Below are 17,554 nucleotides of genomic sequence, written 5' to 3' on the forward strand. Positions count from 1 at the left end.
CATGAAGAAATCCCCGCTCGCGGCCCTCACCGCGATTCTCGCCGCCCTGTTCGTGCTCGCCACCGCCGCCCCCGCGCAGGCGCACGACACGCTCAAGAGCAGTGATCCCGCCAAGGGTGCCACGGTCAAGTCCGTGGACGAGGTCACGCTCGAGTTCTCCAACAAGGTGCGGATGCCGTTCGTGATCGTGCGCGGGCCCGGCGACGCCCAGCACCAGGCCGGCGACCCCGAGTCCGACGGGCCGGTGGTGAAGCAGCGGCTCAAGGGCGAGCTGCCCGACGGCAAGTACACGATCGCCTACCGCGTCGTCTCCTCCGACGGGCACCCGATCGAGGGGGAGATCCCGTTCACGGTCAAGGGCGCGTCCCCGTCCCCGGAGGCGAGCGCCGAGAGCAGCGCTGAGGCCACCGCCGAGGCGAGCACGGCGGCCTCCGCCGCGCCCTCCGCCGCGCCGTCCAGCGCGGCGCCCGCCGCCGACCAGGCGGCGGCCGAGGAGAGCTCCGGCACGTTCCCCGTCTGGCTGATCGTCGTCGTCGGCGCGCTCGTCGGCATCGGCATCGGCTTCCTGCTCAGCGCACGGAAGAAGAAGCCGTGACCAGGGCCGCGCGTCTCGCGCTTGCGGCGGCCGGGGCGGCGCTCGCCGCCCTCGTGGTCGCCATGGTCGCCGGAGGCGCGGCCTTCCCCCGCATCATCCTCGGCGTCCCCTCCTCGGGGGTGCTCACCCGGTGGGGCCTGCCGGTGTCCAAGCTCTTCATGGACGTCGCCGGCGTGACCACCGTCGGGCTCCTGCTGGCGGCGGCGGTCCTGCTGCCCAACGGCAAGTCCGGCAAGGGCCTGCTCGGCACGAGCGCGCTCGACTACCTGCGCGCGGCCTCCTGGACCGCCCTGACCTGGGCCGGGGCCGCGTTCCTCACGATGGTCTTCAGCGTCTCCGACGTGTGGGCCAAGCCCGTGCCGGAGATCCTCAACCGCGACTTCCTCGTCGGCTACGCCACCCAGGAGAGCCCCGGCATCTCGCTCACGCTGGTGATCCTGTTCGGGGTGTCGATCGCGCTGTTCTCGCGGGGCGCCATCACCGCCGGGGCGGCGGGCGCGCTGCTGGTGTTCTCGCTGGTCACGATGCTGCCCCCGGCGCTCACCGGCCACTCCTCGTCCTCGCCCAACCACGGCCTGGCCACCATCGGCCTGTCGCTGCACCTGCTGACGCTGGCGCTGTGGGTGGGCGGGCTGGGCGTGCTCGCCCTGCACGCGGTGCGCAAGCAGCCGCAGCTCGGCGTCGCCGCCGAGCGCTTCTCCCGGCTCGCCGTGTGGCTCTTCGTCGGCGTCGGCCTGTCCGGCGTCTTCAGCGTGCTCGCCCGGCTCACCGCCGTCTCCGACCTGTGGACGTCCAGCTACGGCATCCTCCTCGTCGCCAAGACCGTCGCGTTCGTCCTGCTCGGCTACGTCGGCTGGTGGCACCGGCAGCGCACGCTCGTCGCCCTGGAGGCCGGCGCGCCGCGCGCCTTCACCCGCCTGGCCGTCGGCGAGCTGATGCTCATGCTCGCCACCATCGGCCTGGCCGTCGCGCTCGCGCGCACCCCGCCGCCGCCCGTCAGCCTGCCCGCCGACCGCGCCTTCGACCTGCTCGGCTACCCGGTCCCGCCGCCGATCTCGCTGGCCAACATCGCCTCGCTGTGGTGGTTCGACCTGTTCTTCGCCACCGTCGCCGCCCTGCTGGCCGGACTGTACGGGGCGGGCGTGGTCAGGCTGCGGCGGCGCGGCGACACCTGGTCGTGGGGCCGCACCGCGTCCTGGTTCATCGGCGTCGTGGTGCTCGTCATCGCCACGCAGACCGGCCTGGCCCGCTACTCCAAGGTCATGTTCGACGTGCACATGATCGAGCACATGACGCTGGCCATGATCGTGCCGATCTTCCTGGTCCTCGGCGGGCCCGTCACGCTCGCGCTGCGCGCCCTCAAGCCGGCCGCCGTCCGGGGCGACCGGGGCCCCCGCGAATGGCTGCTGGCGATCCTGCACAGCAGGTTCGTCCGCGTCGCCGCCCACCCCGCCATCGCGACCGCGATCTTCATCGCGTCGACCTACGCGCTCTACTTCACGCCGCTGTTCGAGGCGGCCATGCAGGAGCACCTCGGGCACATCGCGATGACGCTGCACTTCCTCATCAGCGGCAGCCTGTTCTTCTGGGTCGTCATCGGCGTCGACCCCGGCCCCCACCAGCTCCCGCACGTCGGACGGCTGCTGCTCCTGTTCGTCACCATGCCCTTCCACGCGTTCTTCGGCATCGCGCTGATGATGACCGGCTCGGTCATCGCCTCCGGCTGGTACGAGCAGCTCGACCGCTCCTGGGGCGGCCCCCTGCTGCAGGAACAGCAGAACGGCGGCGCCATCGCCTGGGGCTTCGGCGAGATCCCCACACTGATCGTGCTGCTGGCCATCGCCGTGCAGTGGTATCAGAGCGAGGACCGCAAGGCCCGCCGCGACGACCGCAAGGCCGACCGCGCCGAGGGCGGCGACCCCGAGCTCAACTCCTACAACGACTACCTGGCCAAGCTCAACCGCCTCGACAAGACCGAATAGCCGCCGCGCGCCCTCCTGCCCCCCACCCTCCGGCCCCGGCGGGTAGCCTTTTCGGCAAGGGGGAAGGTGTGCGCGATCCGCCAGGCCGCAGGCGGGCCGCGCCCGTTCGGGGCGCTGAGGAAGGCGGAAGTCGGTTGACGGAAGAGACGCGCATGCGCGGGGGAGAGAGCCTGGCGGAGGCGCTCGAAAGCTACCTCGCGGACTGGTCGCGGCGCACCGGTGTCACCGTCGAGACGTGGGCGCTGCCCGCCGAGGACGTGCCCGCGCCCATCGCCGAAGGCGTGCTCACGGCGATGCGTGAGGCCCTGGCCAACGCCGAGCGCCACAGCGGCGCCTCCGTCGTGTCGGTCGCCGTGACCGTCAGCAGCGGGGGGCTGCGCATGACGGTCAGCGACCACGGCCGCGGCTTCGCGCCCGGCCGGTCCGGGCGCGGCATCGCCCGCATGCGGGCCGCGTTCGCCGAGATCGGCGGCACCCTCACCGTCCGCAGCGTGGAGGGCGAGGGCACCACCGTGTCAGGGGTCGTGCCTAGGCGAGAGTGAGGATCTCGCTGCCGGTGTCGGTCACCACGATCGTGTGCTCGAACTGGGCGGTGCGCTTGCCGTCCTTGGTCACGGCCGTCCACTTGTCGGGCCAGATGTCGTACTCGATCGTGCCCAGCGTCAGCATCGGCTCGATCGTGAACGTCATGCCCGGCACCAGCTCCACCCGCAGCGACGGGTCGTCGTAGTGCGGCACCATCAGGCCCGAGTGGAACGTGGTGCCGATGCCGTGACCGGTGAAGTCACGCACCACGCCGTAGCCGAACCGCTTGGCGTACGCCTCGATGACCCGGCCCACGACGTTGAGCTGGCGGCCCGGCGCCACCGCCTTGATCGCCCGCATCATCGCCTCGCGGGTGCGCTCGACCAGCAGGCGCGACTCCTCGTCGACCTCGCCCACCAGGAACGTCGCGTCGGTGTCGCCGTGCACGCCGCCGATGTAGGCGGTGATGTCGACGTTGACGATGTCGCCGTCACGCAGCACGGTGTCGTCGGGGATGCCGTGGCAGATCACCTCGTTGATCGAGGTGCACAGCGACTTGGGGTAGCCCTTGTAGCCGAGCGTGCTCGGGTAGGCGCCGTGGGAGACGAGGAAGTCGTGGCCGATGCGGTCGAGCTCGTCGGTGGTGACGCCCGGCCGGACGTGCCGGCCGACCTCTTCGAGGGCCTGACCGGCGATCCGGCCCGCCACGCGCATCCGCTCGATCATCTCGGGGGTCTTCACGTCGGGCTCGCCGGTCTTGGGGCGCTTCTTGCCGACGTACTCCGGCCGCTCGATGTGGGCGGGGACCTTTCGCATGGGCGAAATTCGGCCGGGCTGGAGCAGAGTCGTCATGAAAACCGAGTCTACGGGGCAGAATTGGTCACGTGAGCGATGGCCAGTGGTGGTTCTGCCTCAAGCACATGCGCGTCGAGCCTGACCAGGGCTGCCCCAACAAGGACCGGCTCGGCCCCTACGAGAGCGAGCAGGAGGCGGCCGGCGCCCTGCAGCGCGCCGCCGAGCGCAACAAGACCTGGGACGAGGCCGACGAGGCCGACGACTAGACCACCGCGTAGGCCCGTACGGGGAAGGTGCCCAGGCCCGCGATCATCGGCGGGGCGGCGTGAAACCTGAAGCCCTCGGCGGGCAGCCCGCCCAGGCCCGTCAGGTGCTCCACCACGGGGATGCCCGCCGCCAGCAGGATCGTGTGCGCGGGCCGTTCGCCGTGCGGCGGGGTGTCGTCGATGTTGAGCGAGTCGATGCCGACCAGCGCCGCGCCGCGCTCGGCCAGGCTGCGTGCCGACTCCGGCGCCAGGTAGGGGTGGCCGTGGGTGTAGGCGGCGGTGCCGAAGTGGCGGTCCCAGCCGGTGTGGATCAGCACCGCGCGGCCCCGTACGTCCAGGTCCTCGCCGACCGTCACCTCGCGTTCCTGGCCCGCGCGCACCACCAGGCCCGGCAGGTCGGCCAGCTTGTCGAGCGGGACCGCGGCCAGGTCGGGGCCGTCGGCGTAGCGGTGGAAGGGCGTGTCGACGTACGTGCCCGTGTTGCCGACGAGCGTGACCGTGCCCATGTGGAACTCGGTGCCCGGCGCGTACACCTTCCTGGAGTCCTCCCGCGACAGGTGCACGCCCAGCTCGGGACCGGGGATGCCGGGGTAGGTCACCAGGCCGGGGGTGATGCGGTGGCTCAGTTCGACGATCATCCTTGCTCCTGGGCTTCCGACGGGGTTCTGGCGGCGGCGAGGCGGGCCAGCTTGACGAGGGCGACGATGCCGATGGCCGCCCACACGAGGTTGAGCCCCGCCGACGGCCAGGCGGCGTAGTAGGCGCTGTTGACCATCAGGCCGATGGATCCGGCCAGGTTGATGAGCTGGTACGGGACCGCGTCCCCGTTCAGGCGGGACGAGGAGACCAGGTAGTAGCCGGTCAGCAGCAGCGCCGCGCCGATCCAGCCCACGACGTCGAGGAGCAGATCCATGCGCGCCATTGTCCGGATTTATAGGGTTAAAGCGCAAATAAAAGATCCTAAATGATGTCGTAAGCTGTCCTTTATGGAGATCGACCCTCGACGGCTGCGGATTCTCCACGAGGTCGCCCGCCGGGGCGGCGTCATGCGGGCCGCCGAGGCGCTGTACCTCACCCCCTCGGCGATCTCCCAGCAACTCGCCCAGCTCGAACGCGAAGTCGGCCTCCCCCTCATCGACCGCTCCCAGCGCCGCGTCTCCCTCACCCCCGCCGGGCGCGTCCTCGCCGGATACGCCGAACGCGTCGAGGACGAGCTCGCCGAGGCCCGGCGCGAGCTCACCCGCTTCACCGACCGCCTCGCCGGACCCGTCCGCATCGCCGCCTTCCCCACCGTGATCACGCACGTGCTCGTCCCCGCCCTGCGCGACCTCGCCGACCGCCACCCCCGCATCGTCCCCTCCATCCACGAGGTGTACGGCCAGCCCGCCCTCCAGGAACTCAGGCACGGCGTCGTCGACGTCCTCATCACCGAGCAGGACATGAGCCTGCCCGTGCTCGCCCAGCCGTCCCTGTCCACCCGCGCCCTCTACGTCGACGAATACCGCATCGTCGTCCCCGCCTCCTGGACCGACCCGCCCCGCGACGTCGCCGACCTCGCCGACGTCCCCTGGATCACCGGCGAACCCGGCCAGGCCAGCGGCCAGGCCCTCGACCGCCTCGCCGGCCTGCACGGCTTCGAACCGCGCAAGCTCCACGTCATCACCGAGTTCGGCCCCGCCCTCGCCCTCGTCGCCGCCGGGCACGGCGTCGCCATCGTCCCCACCCTCGCCCTCCTCGACGTCCCCGAAGGCCAGGTACGGGTGACCGACATCCGCGACGTCGGCTCCCGCCGCATCGACGCCGTCACCCGCGTCAGCCGCACCCGCTCCGGCGAACCCGACCCCGTCCAGGCGGTCGTCATCTCCGCCATCGCCACCGCCACCGCCGCCCTCGACCCCACCCTCCGCACCCACCTCCCCCAACCGCAGAACCCCTGACCCGCCTGCGCTGTTGCCCGTCGGCCCCGGCCCCCTGAGGCGCTCAGGCGACCCGGAAGGCGCCCGCCGGCCCTCGCCTGCCGGCCGCTGAGGGTCCAGGCCCCTTGAAGGCCCAGATCCCCCACGGCCCGCCCCCACGGCCCGCCCACGTCGGCTGGCCCCGGCGGCTCGCCCCCGACGGACCGGCCGCGTCCTGGGGCTGGTCCGCCCCGTACGGGCTGGTCGCCGTACGCGGGCGCCCGTGCGGGCCGCCGTACGCGGGCGCCGGACTCCGCCGTCCACCCCCTCGCCGACCCGGCGCCGGGAAGGGGGGCGGCCCTCAGCACGTACGCGCGCCTCAGCCGGGCCGCCTGGCTGCCTCCGGGGCGGCCATCCTGGAGGGCCCGGCCGTCCACGGGAAGGTCAGCCACCCCCGAAGGGCCCGGCACCCCGAAGGGCCCGGCACCCCGAAGGGCCCGGCACCCCGAAGGGACGGCCGCCACCGAAGGGGCGGGCGGTCGGACGGGCCTGAACACCCCTAGTCGGGGATGTGGGGGCCGCTTACTCGGGTGAGGAGGCGGGCGAGGCGATCGCGGAGGCCGGGGCGTTGGGGGATCTCGCCGGCGGCGGTGCTGACGAGGTGCTGGGCGCCGTCGAAGGTGACGGGCCCGCGGGCGGGGACGGCGAGCGAGTCGTGGGCGAGGCTCGACAGTTCGGGGTCGCCGGACTCCAGGGCGAGGATGGTGGCCCCGGTGCGGCGGGCGTCGTCGACGCGTTCGAGGAGCGGGACGGGCGCCTGCTGCCCGGCGACGACGAACAGCGTCTCGCCCCGGGCCGCCTGCTGGATGCGGTCGAGGGTGACGCTGAGGTGGGGCGGGGCGCCGGGGGGCGGGGACCAGCGCACCAGCGTGGGGGTGAGCTGGGGCAGGTCGGACAGGCGGGCTTCGTCGGCGAGGTGGGCGGTCAGGTGCCAGGGTTCGTCGTCGGGGGTGCCGACGAGCAGCAGGCCGCCGGGGGTGCGGGTGGTCCGGAGGGCGCGGCCCAGCTCGCGGGTGCGTTCCACCCAGCCGGTATCGGCGAGGAGCTCGCGCAGGAGGCTGACCGATCCTGAGTCCATCCACCCATGGTGCATGACTGGTGCCGTTTCGGTGACCGTTCTCCCGGATGTGCCGTTCGGGCGTCGCAAATCTTCTGACAGATGGTGTCATTTCGGGCCTTGACAGGTGGTTACTCCCGGGTAACGATCGGCTCGCGGCGCCGCCGTCCCGTGAGCGATCCCACCCTGAGGAGGGGCGGCACATGAGATTACGTGTCCGCGTCAGCATGTCCATCGCCCTGTTACTGATCATGTCCCTCGTCGCCGCCCCGGCTCGGGCGGAGTCGGCGGGGGACGTCGTCTCCGCCGAGCCGACGACCGTCTACCTGCTGCCCGGCGAACTGCTGAAGGTGCCGGTGAACGCCTGGCACGTCGTCTACCGCTCCACCTCCGCGACCGGCCAGCCCAACGCCGTCTCCGGCACGCTCCTGGTGCCCAAGGCCGGCTACCCGCTGGGCAGGCGGCCCATCGTCGGCTACGCGCCCGGCACCCACGGGCTGGGCGACCAGTGCGCGCCGTCGGCCGCCATGCGGCAGGGCACCGAGGCCGAGCTGGCGTTCGTCAGCCTGCTCCTCCTCAAGGGCTTCGCGGTCGCGGTGACCGACTACGAGGGGCTCGGCACGCCGGGCCAGCACACGTACATGGCGGGCGTCTCCCAGGGCCACGCCGTGCTCGACGCGATCAGGGCCGCGACGCGCGTGCCCGGCGCGGGGCTGTCCGACCGCGCGCCGGTGGCGGTCATGGGCTACTCGCAGGGCGGCGCCACGGCCGGCTGGGCCGCCGAGCTGCACGCCTCGTACGCGCCGGAGCTGCGGCTCAAGGGCGTCGCCGCGGGCGGCGTGCCCGCCGACCTGCACGCTGTGGCCGACCACCTCGACGGCACCGCCGACTTCGGCCTGGCCGCGGCGGCCGGCGTCGGGCTCGACGCCGCCTACCCGGAGCTCGACCTGGAGGCCGACCTCAACGAGCGGGGCCGCGCGCTGCTGGCCGACGCCGCCGACGACTGCGTGGGCGACCTGGACGAGCTCGCCGGGCTGAGCTTCGCCGACCTGAGCCCCGTCGACCTGCTGAACCAGCCCAAGTGGCTGGCCCGCCTCGCCGAGAACCGGCTCGGCTCGGCCACGCCGAGGGTGCCGCTGTTCCTCTATCACGCGCGCGGCGACGAGACGATCCCGCACGCGGTCGGCGCGACCCTGCGCGACGAGTACTGCGCCGCCGGCGCGAACGTCCGCTGGGCGTCGCTGTCGGCCTCCAGCCACGTGCTCGGCGCCGTCCAGGGCGGGCCGCTCGCGATCGAGTGGCTGGCCCTGCGCCTGTACGGGCTGCCCGCGTCGGGCAACTGCTGACCGCCACCCCTCCGGGCCCGCCATCCCCGGGCCCGGTGGGCAGCGGCGGCCCCGGAGGGACGCGCTGACCTGCCGGGCTGGCATGATCGAGCCTATGACTGACGTGAGCGGGCTTTCCATCGGCATCCTCGGCGGCACCGGTGACCAGGGGAAGGGGCTGGCGCGCCGGTTCGCGCTGGCGGGGCTCCAGGTGGCGATCGGGTCGCGCAGCGCCGAACGGGCGCGGGAGGCGGCCGAGTCCATCGGCTCCGGCGCGACCGGCGGCGCCAACGCCGACGTGGCCGCCGGCGCCGACATCGTGATCGTGGCCGTCCCGTACGACGGGCACAAGGCGCTGCTCGAATCGCTGACCGCCGAGCTGGCCGGGAAGATCGTCGTGGACTGCGTGAACCCGCTCGGGTTCGACAAGCAGGGCGCCTACGCACTGCCCGTGGCCGAGGGCAGCGCGGCGCAGCAGGCGGCGGCGGTGCTGCCCGGCAGCCGGGTGGTGGCCGCGTTCCACCACGTGTCGGCCGTCGTGCTCCTGGACCCGGCGGTGGACGAGGTGGACCTCGACGTGCTGGTGCTCGGCGACGACCGGGAGGCCACCGACACCGTGCAGGCCCTGGCCGGGGTCATCCCGGGGGTGCGCGGCGTCTACGGCGGGCGGCTGCGCAACGCCCACCAGGTCGAGGCGCTGACCGCCAACCTCATCTCGGTGAACCGCCGCTACAAGGCGCACGCCGGCGTGCGGATCACCGACATCTGACGGCGGTCACAGCCAGCCGGCGTCCTCGGCGATGCGGATGGCGTCGATCTTGTTGCGGGCGCCGGTCTTCGTGATCGCGCCCGTCAGGTAGTTGCGCACGGTGCCCGGCGACAGGTGCAGGCGGGCGGCGATCTCCTCGGCGGGGGCGCCCCTGGCCGCCTCCTTCAGCACCGTCGCCTCGCGCGGTGTGAGCGGGCTCTCGCCGTACTCCATCGCCGACGACACCAGCTCCGCGTCCAGCACGCGCAGCCCGGCGGCGGTGCGCCTGACGGCGTCGGCCAGCCGGTCGCCGGGCGCGTCCTTGACCAGGAACGCCTCGATGCCGGCGGCCAGCGCGCGCCGCACCTGGCCCGGCTGGCCCAGCGCGGTCAGCACCAGGATCCGGCACGACGGGAGGCGTTCGCGCAGCTCGGCGGCGGCGGTGATGCCGTCGACGCCCGGCAGGTCGATGTCGACGATCGCCACGTCGGGGCGCGTCCGCAGGGCGGCGGGCACGATCTCGTCGCCGCGCGTGACCTCGGCGGCCACCTCGAGGTCCGGCTCCAGCCGCAGCAGCGCCGTGAGGGCGGCGCGGATCATGTGCATGTCCTCGGCCAGCAGCACCCGGATCACGCCGGCACCTCCAGCGCCAGCAGGAACCCGTCGGGGCCCGACCGCGCCGCGTGCAACGTGCCGCCCGCCTGCTCCACCCGCTCCGCCAGCCCGACGAGCCCGCCCCCGGCGGGCGGCTCCGTGACGGCCGCGTCTCCGGGGACCGGATGCGCGTACCCGCCGGACATGGCGGCGGGCAGGGTGGCGGACATGGTGGCGGGCGGGGTGGCGGACATGGTGGCGGGCGGGGTGGCGGGCGGGGTGACGCCGTCGTTGGCCACTTCCAGGCGGAGCCGGCCGGCGTGGGCGGAGGTGGTGATCGTGCAGGTGGTGGCGCGGGTGTGGCGCAGGACGTTCGTGGCGGCCTCGCGGACGGCCCAGGCGAGCGCCTCGTCGGCGTGCCGGGGCAGCGGCGCGTCGGCCAGGTGCGCCTGGCAGCTCACGCCGGACGACTCCAGCAGCGCCACGGCGCGGTCGACCTCGCCGGTGAGCGACAGCCTGCGGTAGCCGCGCGCCACCTGGCGGACGTCCTGGGCCGCCTCCCTGGCCACCTTGACGAGCGCGGTGACCTCGCCGTGGGCGGCGGAGGGGTCGCGGGGGATCAGGCGCGCGGCCAGGTCGCCCTTGAGCGCGATCGCGGTGAGGCTGTGGCCCAGCCCGTCGTGCAGGTCGCGGGAGATGCGCAGCCGTTCCTTGAGCACGGCCGCCTCGGCCAGCTCGGCCCTGGCCTCCTCCAGGTCGGCCGACACCCGGACGAACCGGACGAGGGCGTAGCTGAGCGCGCCGGTGATGGGGACGGTCATCAGGTAGAAGAGCATGACGACGGGCGGAAGAACCTGGAAGAGCCCGGCCCACATGTAGGCCATCATGAGGCCGACCGTCGCGGCGCCCCAGCCCAGGGGCAGGAACACCAGCGCGGCGCCGGCGAGCATCGGCGCGGCCACCGCAGAGTAGCCCGCGGGCAGCAGGTAGTCGGGCACGTAGGTGACCACCGCCTGCAGCAGCACGGTGAGCGGGAACAGCGGCGGCCGCGCGCCGCGCAGGGCGGCCCGCATGTTGACGTGGTTCAGCCCGACGACGCCCGCCATCGCGGCGCTGGCCACGAGCCCGTTCGCCAGCGTGCCGGTGAGGAAGTAGAGCAGCCCGATGATCGAGTAGGCCACGGACACGGCGATCAGCAGGCCGCTCGCCAGCCGTCGTGCGGAGGACGCGGAGGACGCGGAGGAGACGGCGGAGGAGGCCGGGGAGGACGTCACGGCCACGATTATCGCCGAGGCTCCCACCTGAACCACCGCAGCGCGACCAGCCCGGCGGCCCCCCAGGCGGCCAGGTTGAGCGCGGGCGCCAGCACGTCCCCCCGGGCGACGGCGTCGACCACGGCGCTCGTCGGCAGCAGCCCGAGCAGCGTGCCGGCCCAGCCCGGCAGCGGGATCGGCATCGCGCCCGCGCCCACCGCGGCGAGCAGGAACACCGGCATGGTGTACGCGGCGGCCAGCTCGGCACGGGGGATCGCGGCGGTGTAGGCGGCGCCGAGCACGGCCATCACGGCCGACCCGAGCACCACGGCGGCCGCGTACAGCACCGGGTCGGGCGGGAACGGAACGTCGGCCAGCACCCGCACCGCGACCGTGGACAGCGCGACGAGCGCCACGGTCTGCGTGACCGTGCTGGCGATCTGCCCGGCCAGGATCTGCGCGTCGGTCAGCCTGCTGGTGCGCAGCCGCTTGAGCACGAGCTGGTCGCGCCGGCCGGTAAGGGCGACGGCGATGTTCATGAACGTGGTGATCGACAGCAGGATCGCCAGCGTGCCCTGGAAGATCTCGGTGGCGGCGGTCACGCCCTCGGAGGTCACGTTGCGCATGAGCACCGGCATGCCGACGGCCAGCCCGACGGGCGTGACGACGGAGGCGAAGAGCATGGCCTTGTCCCGCCAGAACAGCCGGGTGCCGAGGTTGTAGGCGGCGGCGAGGGTCATCGAACGCTCCCGGGCAGGTCGAGGAAGAGGTCTTCGAGGGTGGCGGCGCGGACCTCCAGGCCGGCCAGCCGCAGGCCGCGCCCGGCGGCCCAGGTCAGCAGCGTCTGCGCCGCCAGGTCAGGGTCGTCGGCGCGGCACACGGCCAGGTCGCCTTCGCGGGTGACGGGCAGCGGCAGGCTCTCCGGGTCCACCCCGTCGGGCAGCCGGAACGCGACCCGGCCGCCCCGCGCGGCCAGCGTCTCGGCCATGCCGCCCGAGGCGACGATCCGGCCCGCGTCCATGACGGCCAGGGACGAGGCGAGCCGCTGCGCCTCCTCCAGGTAGTGGGTGGTCAGCAGGACGGTGGTGCCGCGCCCGGCGAGCTCGCGGATCACCTGCCAGGTGTCGCGGCGGCCCTCGGGGTCCATGCCGGTGGTCGGCTCGTCGAGGAAGAGCACGTCGGGGCGGCCGAGCAGGGCGAGCGCCAGGTCGAGCCGCCGCTTCTCGCCGCCGGACAGCTGCCGCACCCGGGTGCCCGCCTTGGCCGACAGCCCCGCCAGCTCCAGCGCCTCCCCGCCGGGCCGGGGCGCGGCGGTGAAGCCGCGCCACGTGTCGACGGTCTGCGCCACCGTCAGGTCGGGGAAGAACCCCGCCTCCTGGAGCATGACGCCCGTGCGCTGCCGCACGGCCGCCCGGTCGGCCACCGGGTCGAGGCCGTGCACCCGCACCGTCCCGGCGTCGGGCCGGCGCAGCCCGGTCAGCAGCTCGACGGTCGTGGTCTTGCCGGAGCCGTTCCTGCCGAGCAGCGCGAAGATCTCTCCCTGGGACACCTCGAACGAGACGTCACGCACGGCCGGGAAGCCGCCGTAGCTCTTGCCGAGCCCCCGCACCTGAATCGCTGTCATGCGGACGACTCTTCCGGAGCCGGCGCCGCGGCGGCAGTGAGGAATTCACGACCTGCGCGAGAGCTTCAGCAGGGCGGCGGTCACCCCCTCGGGGTCGACGAGCTGGTGCAGGTGCAGGCCGGGCGCGTGCAGCACCGGCCAGCCGCGCCGGCGCGCGTCGTCGGCCACGGTGTCGTACGGCGGCCCGTACCAGAGGCAGGAGCAGCGGACGGCGTCCCACCCGGCGGGCACCGGGACGGGGTCGGTGTAGAAGGCGAGCGGGAGGCGCGGCTGCTCGGCCTCCACCCGGGCCCGCGCCGCCGCGTCGGGCGGGAACATGGGGGCGACGTCCTGCTCGCCCCACCAGTCGGTCCAGCGCGGCAGCAGCCCGTCGTCCCCGGCCAGCTCGCGCAGGAACGGCAGGAAGTCGTCCTGCCCGGGGCGCACCAGGCCGCGCGGCGGCGGCAGGTGGGCGTCGGCGAACACGCACGCCACCACCCGCTCGCCCAGCCCCTCCTTGATCACCGGCACGAACAGGCCGGCGTTGCTGTGCGCGGCCAGCACGAGCGGCCCGCCGCCGGGCGCGGCCTCCTGGACCGCGTCGCGCACGGCGGCGACGACGCGCGGCCAGTAGGGCGCGGGGCCGGCCGTCACCCCGGTCAGGTCGGGCACGACGGCGGTGTGGCCCCGGCGCTCCAGCGCCGCCGCCACGGGGGCCCAGGTGGACGGTCCCACGCTGGGGCTGTGTACGAGCACGAACGTCATGTGCTCACCTTGCCGCACCCGGCCCGCCCGGCGGCGGCGTGTCAGCTACCGGCGATCAGACGACGAGCGGCTGCCGGGCGGCGGGCCTGGCCGTGCCGTCGTAGGCGTCCCAGGCGGCGGCCAGCGCGCGCACCGCCCGGGACAGCTCCTCCTCCGGGAAGAGGAAGTGCAGCCGCAGGTGACGGGGGTGGCCGCCGAGCGGGTCGAAGGAGCGGCCCGGCGGCACCGCGACCCCGTGCCTGAGCGCGACCTGGGCGAAGGAGTCGGCGTCGCCGCGCGGCAGCCGTACCCAGATCGTCTGGCCGCCCGCGGCGGGCTCGAACGACCACGACGGCAACAGGGCGCGCAGCTCGGCGCGGAGGTGGTCGTGGCGGGCGCGCAGCTCCGCCACGCGCGCCCGCCGGATGCCGTCGAGGCGGCGCAGCAGCGCGGCGGCGGCGAGCTGGCCCATCACCTCGCCGCCGAGGTCGTGCACGGCGCGCAGCCGCGACAGCCGCGACGCCAGCGCGGCGGGGGCGCGGATCCAGCCGATCCGCAGCCCGCCCCACACCACCTTCGACAGCGACGCGATCGTGATCACCTGCTCGCCGCGCGAGCCGGGGAAGCCGCGCGAGCCGGGGGAGCCCGGGGAGTACGCGGCGAGGGGCGGCGGGGTCTCGCCGGTGAAGCAGAGCTCCGCGCACACCTCGTCGTCGATCAGCGGCACGTCATGCCGGGCGGCCAGCTCGGCGAGCCGCCGCCGCGCCCCGGCGGGCATCACCGAACCGGTCGGGTTGCTCGCCGTCGGCACCGCGTACACCAGGGCGGGCCGGTCCCTCATCGCGGCGGCCACGTCCGGCACGGAGGCCGCGCCAGGATCCGGGCGGGCGGGATCGAGGGCCGGATCGAGGGCCGGATCGAGGGCGGGGTCGAGGCGGGCCGGGCGGACGACGGCGGCGGCGTGGCGGAAGACCTCCAGCGCGCCCGGGTACGTCGGCGAGCCCGTCAGGACCGTGTCGCCCGGCGTCAGCAGCAGCCCCGCGAGCAGGGTGAGCGCCTGCTGCGCGCCGTTCGTCACGACGATCTCGTGCGGGGTGGTGGGCAGTCCCCGGCCGGTGTAGTAGTCGGCCACGGCCTGGCGCAGCGTCGCGTTCCCGGCGGGCTGGTAGCCCAGGTCGCGCACGCCGGACAGGGCGGCGGCGGCCTCCGCGTACGCCTCGGCCAGCTCGGGCGGCGGCTCGTCGGGGGCGGCGCAGGTCAGCAGCGCCACGCCGTCCGGCGGATGCAGGATGTGCATGAGCAGCGGGTTGGCGGGCACGCCGTCCAGCGAGCGGGCGGCGGACAGGTCGAGCGGGGCGACCCGGGTGCCGCTGCCCTGCCGGCGCACCACCCGGCCCTCCTGCTGGAGCAGGTCGTAGGCGGCCACCACGGTGCCCCGGCCGACCGCGAGCCGCGCGGCCAGCGCCCGGTCGGGCGGCAGCGTCTCGCCCGGGGCCAGCACGCCGTCGTCGACGAGGGCCCGCAGCCGGGCGGCCAGCAGAAGGTAGAGCGGCCCGCGCCCGGACGCCCACCGGCCCAGCAGGTCGACGAGATCATCGAGATTGGCCCCATTCATGAACCAATTTTGTCAGATTGGCCCTGACTTACCACGGCATTTCCGGAGACGCTTACCGTCATGAGCGCATACCGCCCCGAAACCCGAGCGGTCCACCTGCCCCAGCCCCCGGTCGAGGGCAGCCGCCCGATCGCCGTCCCCCTGTACCAGACGTCCGGATTCGTCTTCGACGACCCCGCGGTCATGGCCGACGCGATGAGCCGCCCCGACGGCTCGTTCGTCTACGGCCGCTACGGCAACCCGACCGTCCGCTCCCTGGAGGAGGCGGTCGCCGACCTGGAGGGCGGCGCCGCCGCGATCGCCACCGGCTCCGGCATGGGCGCGATCAGCACCGTCCTGCTCGGCCTGCTCAAGCCCGGCGACCACCTGATCGCCCAGCAGGCCCTGTACGGCGGCACCGCGGCGATGATCAACGAGCTGGCGGCCAGGTTCGGGATCGAGGTCGGCTTCGTCCCCGAGAACGACCCCGACGCCCTGCGCGCGGCGGTGCGGCCCGAGACCAGGCTCGTCTACCTGGAGACGATCGCCAACCCGATGGGCCGCGTCGCCGACCTGCCCGGCATGTGCGCGGCGGCCCGCGAGCTCGGCGTCCCGGTCGCCGTGGACAACACCTTCGCCACGCCCATGCTGTGCCGCCCGATCGAGCACGGCGCCGACATCGTCCTGCACTCCACGACCAAGTACCTGTCCGGGCACACCGACGTCGTCGGCGGCCTCGCGGTGTTCGCCGACGACGCCCTGCACCGGAAGACGTGGCACTTCGCCATCGAGCTCGGCGCGTCGGCCGACCCGTTCGCGGCCTGGCTGACGCTGCGCGGCCTGCAGACGCTCGCCCTGCGCATGGAACGGCACTGCGCCAACACCCGGCTGCTGGCGACCCGGCTCGCCGAGCACCCCGCCGTGGCCGCCGTGCACTGGCCCGGCCTGCCCTCGCACCCGTCGTACGAGCTGGCGGGCAAGCTGCTGCCCGACTTCGGCGGCGTGCTGGCCTTCGACCTGACCGGCGGGCGGGCCGCGGGGGAGCGGTTCATGCGCTCGGTACGGCTCGCGCTGCTGGCCCCGTCGCTGGGCGGCGTCGAGACGCTCGTCCTGCACCCGGCCACCACCTCCCACCGTGCGCTGCCCGCCGAGGAGCTGGCACGCCACGGGATCGGCGAGGGCACGGTACGGATCGCCGTCGGCATCGAGCACCCGGAGGACCTCTGGGCCGACATCGAGCAGGCTTTGACATAGCGCTTAGGCATTTAGGAAAATGCCTAAGTGCTGTCCGATCTGCGCGCGCTCGCCAGCGAACCGAGGCTGCTCATCCTGAGCTGGCTCAAGGACCCGGTCGCACACTTCCCGCCCCAGGTCCACGGCGACCTCGTGGACGACGGGGTGTGCGCGCAGTTCATCGCGAACAAGCTGGACATGACCCAGCCGAGCGCCACCGGGCACCTGAAGATCCTGGAGCGTGCCGGGCTCATCCGCGGCAGGCGCATCGGGCAGTGGGTGTTCTACCGGCGCGACGAGGAGCGGATGGCACAGCTCAAACGGACGATCGTGGAGGAACTGTGATGCCGGTGTCGTACGAGGACGTGGTGGCCGCCGCCGGGCGCATCGGCGGGCACGTGCTGCGCACCCCGGTCCTCGAGGTGTCGCCCGGCCTGATCCTCAAGCTGGAGCTGCTCCAGCACTCCGGGTCGTTCAAGGTGCGGGGCGCGTTCAACCGGCTGCTGTCGGCCGGGGAGGTGCCGGACAGCGGGGTGATCGCGGCCAGCGGCGGCAACCACGGGCTCGCCGTCGCCTATGCCGCCCGCGCGCTCGGCGTCCGGGCGGAGATCTTCGTGCCGGAGGTGACGAGCGCGGTCAAGGTCGCCGGGCTGCGCGCGCTCGGCGCGGAGATCACGCAGACCGGCGCCATCTACGCGGAGGCGGCCGAGGCCGCCGCCAAGCGCGCCGCCGAGACGGGCGCGCTGCCCGTGCACGCCTACGACCAGCCCGAGGTAGTCGCCGGGCAGGGCACCGCCGGGCTGGAGCTCATGGCCCAGACCGGCGGCGTCGACACCGTCCTGGTGGCGGTGGGCGGCGGCGGCTTCGCCGCCGGCATAACCGTCGGCGCCGGCGCGGCGGGTGGTGAGGGGCCGCGGATCGTGGCCGTGGAGCCCGAGCGCATCCCCACCTTCCATGCCGCGCTGGCGGCCGGGCGGCCGGTCCCGGTCGAGGTGAGCGGGGTGGCGGCCGACGCGCTGGGCGCCAGCCGCCTGGGCGAGCTCGCCTACGGCATCCTGGCCGGGGCGGGCGCGCGGAGCGTGCTCGTCAGCGACGAGGCCATCGTGGCAGCCCGCCACACGCTGTGGGCCGAGCACCGCGTGGTCGCCGAGCACGCGGGTGCCACCGCGTACGCCGCCCTGCTGTCGGGCGCGTACGAGCCCGCGCCGGGCGAGCGGGTCGCGGTGCTGGTGTGCGGCTCCAACACCGACCCGGCCACCCTCTGAGCGGGCCGGGACGGGCGTGA

General features: G+C 74.2%; 20 protein-coding genes. 10 read left to right on the forward strand and 10 right to left on the reverse strand.

The genetic code is table 11. The features are described 5' to 3' along the window. The first annotated feature begins 1 nt into the window (after position 1). The 3 genes from AB0G11_RS15525 (at position 2) to AB0G11_RS15535 (ending at position 3,119) form a co-directional block, all read left to right on the forward strand. Complete coding sequence (locus AB0G11_RS15525; protein WP_219510868.1) at positions 2-595, forward strand: copper resistance CopC family protein; 594 nt, start codon at positions 2-4, stop codon at positions 593-595. After that, on the forward strand, positions 592-2,577 hold the full coding sequence (locus AB0G11_RS15530; RefSeq protein WP_357586409.1) for a cytochrome c oxidase assembly protein: 1,986 nt from the start codon (positions 592-594) through the stop codon (positions 2,575-2,577). Before AB0G11_RS15525 ends, AB0G11_RS15530 begins: the two co-directional genes overlap by 4 nt. A 152-nt stretch (positions 2,578-2,729) precedes the next feature. Beyond that, positions 2,730-3,119 (forward strand): ATP-binding protein, encoded by a 390-nt coding sequence (locus AB0G11_RS15535; protein WP_357586411.1) that lies wholly within the window; start codon positions 2,730-2,732, stop codon positions 3,117-3,119. Here the strand turns inward: AB0G11_RS15535 and map are convergent. Further along, positions 3,106-3,954, reverse strand: a complete 849-nt coding sequence (gene map, locus AB0G11_RS15540; RefSeq protein ID WP_219510862.1) for a type I methionyl aminopeptidase — start codon at positions 3,952-3,954, stop codon at positions 3,106-3,108. The genes AB0G11_RS15535 and map overlap by 14 nt on opposite strands. 32 nt (positions 3,955-3,986) lie before the next feature. On the opposite strand from map, the gene AB0G11_RS15545 reads away from it, so the two are divergent. After that, on the forward strand, positions 3,987-4,163 hold the full coding sequence (locus tag AB0G11_RS15545; RefSeq protein WP_219510860.1) for a hypothetical protein: 177 nt from the start codon (positions 3,987-3,989) through the stop codon (positions 4,161-4,163). Here AB0G11_RS15545 and AB0G11_RS15550 read toward each other — a convergent pair. Together AB0G11_RS15550 and AB0G11_RS15555 are read right to left on the reverse strand one after the other, a co-directional pair. After that, positions 4,160-4,801, reverse strand: coding sequence for a cyclase family protein (locus AB0G11_RS15550; RefSeq protein ID WP_219510858.1), 642 nt, complete (start codon positions 4,799-4,801; stop codon positions 4,160-4,162). The two genes, AB0G11_RS15545 and AB0G11_RS15550, sit on opposite strands and share 4 nt — an antisense overlap. Next, positions 4,798-5,076 carry a hypothetical protein gene (locus AB0G11_RS15555; RefSeq protein WP_219510856.1) on the reverse strand — a complete coding sequence of 93 codons (279 nt, stop codon included), beginning with the start codon at positions 5,074-5,076 and terminating at the stop codon, positions 4,798-4,800. Before AB0G11_RS15555 ends, AB0G11_RS15550 begins: the two co-directional genes overlap by 4 nt. 73 nt (positions 5,077-5,149) lie before the next feature. On the opposite strand from AB0G11_RS15555, the gene AB0G11_RS15560 reads away from it, so the two are divergent. Further along, complete coding sequence (locus tag AB0G11_RS15560) at positions 5,150-6,100, forward strand: LysR family transcriptional regulator (protein WP_219510854.1); 951 nt, start codon at positions 5,150-5,152, stop codon at positions 6,098-6,100. Between the two features lie 517 nt (positions 6,101-6,617). On the opposite strand, the gene AB0G11_RS15565 is transcribed toward AB0G11_RS15560, so the two are convergent. Next, positions 6,618-7,196: a hypothetical protein gene (locus AB0G11_RS15565; protein ID WP_219510853.1), complete on the reverse strand. Its 579-nt coding sequence runs from the start codon at positions 7,194-7,196 to the stop codon at positions 6,618-6,620. 182 nt (positions 7,197-7,378) lie between these two features. On the opposite strand from AB0G11_RS15565, the gene AB0G11_RS15570 reads away from it, so the two are divergent. Further along, positions 7,379-8,521, forward strand: a complete 1,143-nt coding sequence (locus AB0G11_RS15570; protein ID WP_219510851.1) for a lipase family protein — start codon at positions 7,379-7,381, stop codon at positions 8,519-8,521. Positions 8,522-8,615: 94 nt separating this feature from the next. Then, complete coding sequence (gene npdG / locus AB0G11_RS15575; protein ID WP_219510850.1) at positions 8,616-9,269, forward strand: NADPH-dependent F420 reductase; 654 nt, start codon at positions 8,616-8,618, stop codon at positions 9,267-9,269. 6 nt (positions 9,270-9,275) lie between these two features. Here the strand turns inward: npdG and AB0G11_RS15580 are convergent, their stop codons facing one another. The 6 genes from AB0G11_RS15580 to AB0G11_RS15605 are packed head-to-tail and all read right to left on the reverse strand — an operon-like array spanning position 9,276 to position 15,057. Then, the gene (locus AB0G11_RS15580; protein ID WP_219510847.1) at positions 9,276-9,881 is read right to left on the reverse strand and encodes a response regulator transcription factor; all 606 of its coding nucleotides are present in this window, start codon (positions 9,879-9,881) and stop codon (positions 9,276-9,278) included. Further along, positions 9,878-11,116 (reverse strand): histidine kinase, encoded by a 1,239-nt coding sequence (locus AB0G11_RS15585; RefSeq protein WP_357586413.1) that lies wholly within the window; start codon positions 11,114-11,116, stop codon positions 9,878-9,880. The genes AB0G11_RS15580 and AB0G11_RS15585 overlap by 4 nt, the downstream gene beginning before the upstream one ends. An 8-nt stretch (positions 11,117-11,124) precedes the next feature. Beyond that, positions 11,125-11,835 carry an ABC transporter permease gene (locus AB0G11_RS15590; protein WP_219510840.1) on the reverse strand — a complete coding sequence of 237 codons (711 nt, stop codon included), beginning with the start codon at positions 11,833-11,835 and terminating at the stop codon, positions 11,125-11,127. Continuing rightward, complete coding sequence (locus AB0G11_RS15595) at positions 11,832-12,719, reverse strand: ABC transporter ATP-binding protein (protein ID WP_357586415.1); 888 nt, start codon at positions 12,717-12,719, stop codon at positions 11,832-11,834. Before AB0G11_RS15595 ends, AB0G11_RS15590 begins: the two co-directional genes overlap by 4 nt. A 45-nt stretch (positions 12,720-12,764) precedes the next feature. Next, positions 12,765-13,463, reverse strand: a complete 699-nt coding sequence (locus tag AB0G11_RS15600) for an alpha/beta hydrolase (protein ID WP_219510837.1) — start codon at positions 13,461-13,463, stop codon at positions 12,765-12,767. A gap of 55 nt (positions 13,464-13,518) precedes the next feature. Then, positions 13,519-15,057 (reverse strand): PLP-dependent aminotransferase family protein, encoded by a 1,539-nt coding sequence (locus AB0G11_RS15605; protein ID WP_357586417.1) that lies wholly within the window; start codon positions 15,055-15,057, stop codon positions 13,519-13,521. A gap of 60 nt (positions 15,058-15,117) precedes the next feature. Here AB0G11_RS15605 and AB0G11_RS15610 point away from each other — a divergent pair, with 60 nt between their 5' ends. The 3 genes from AB0G11_RS15610 to AB0G11_RS15620 are packed head-to-tail and all read left to right on the forward strand — an operon-like array spanning position 15,118 to position 17,534. After that, entirely contained in the window at positions 15,118-16,290 is a 1,173-nt protein-coding gene (locus AB0G11_RS15610) for an aminotransferase class I/II-fold pyridoxal phosphate-dependent enzyme (RefSeq protein WP_219510832.1), read from the forward strand. 27 nt (positions 16,291-16,317) lie between these two features. Next, a complete protein-coding gene (locus tag AB0G11_RS15615) occupies positions 16,318-16,614 on the forward strand; it encodes a metalloregulator ArsR/SmtB family transcription factor (protein WP_308126043.1) in 297 nt (98 codons plus the stop codon). Next, positions 16,614-17,534, forward strand: coding sequence for a threonine/serine dehydratase (locus AB0G11_RS15620; protein ID WP_357586419.1), 921 nt, complete (start codon positions 16,614-16,616; stop codon positions 17,532-17,534). Before AB0G11_RS15615 ends, AB0G11_RS15620 begins: the two co-directional genes overlap by 1 nt. Positions 17,535-17,554: the final 20 nt, after the last annotated feature.

The organism is Nonomuraea sp. NPDC023979 (assembly GCF_040639085.1).
Lineage (GTDB): Bacteria > Actinomycetota > Actinomycetes > Streptosporangiales > Streptosporangiaceae > Nonomuraea > Nonomuraea ceibae.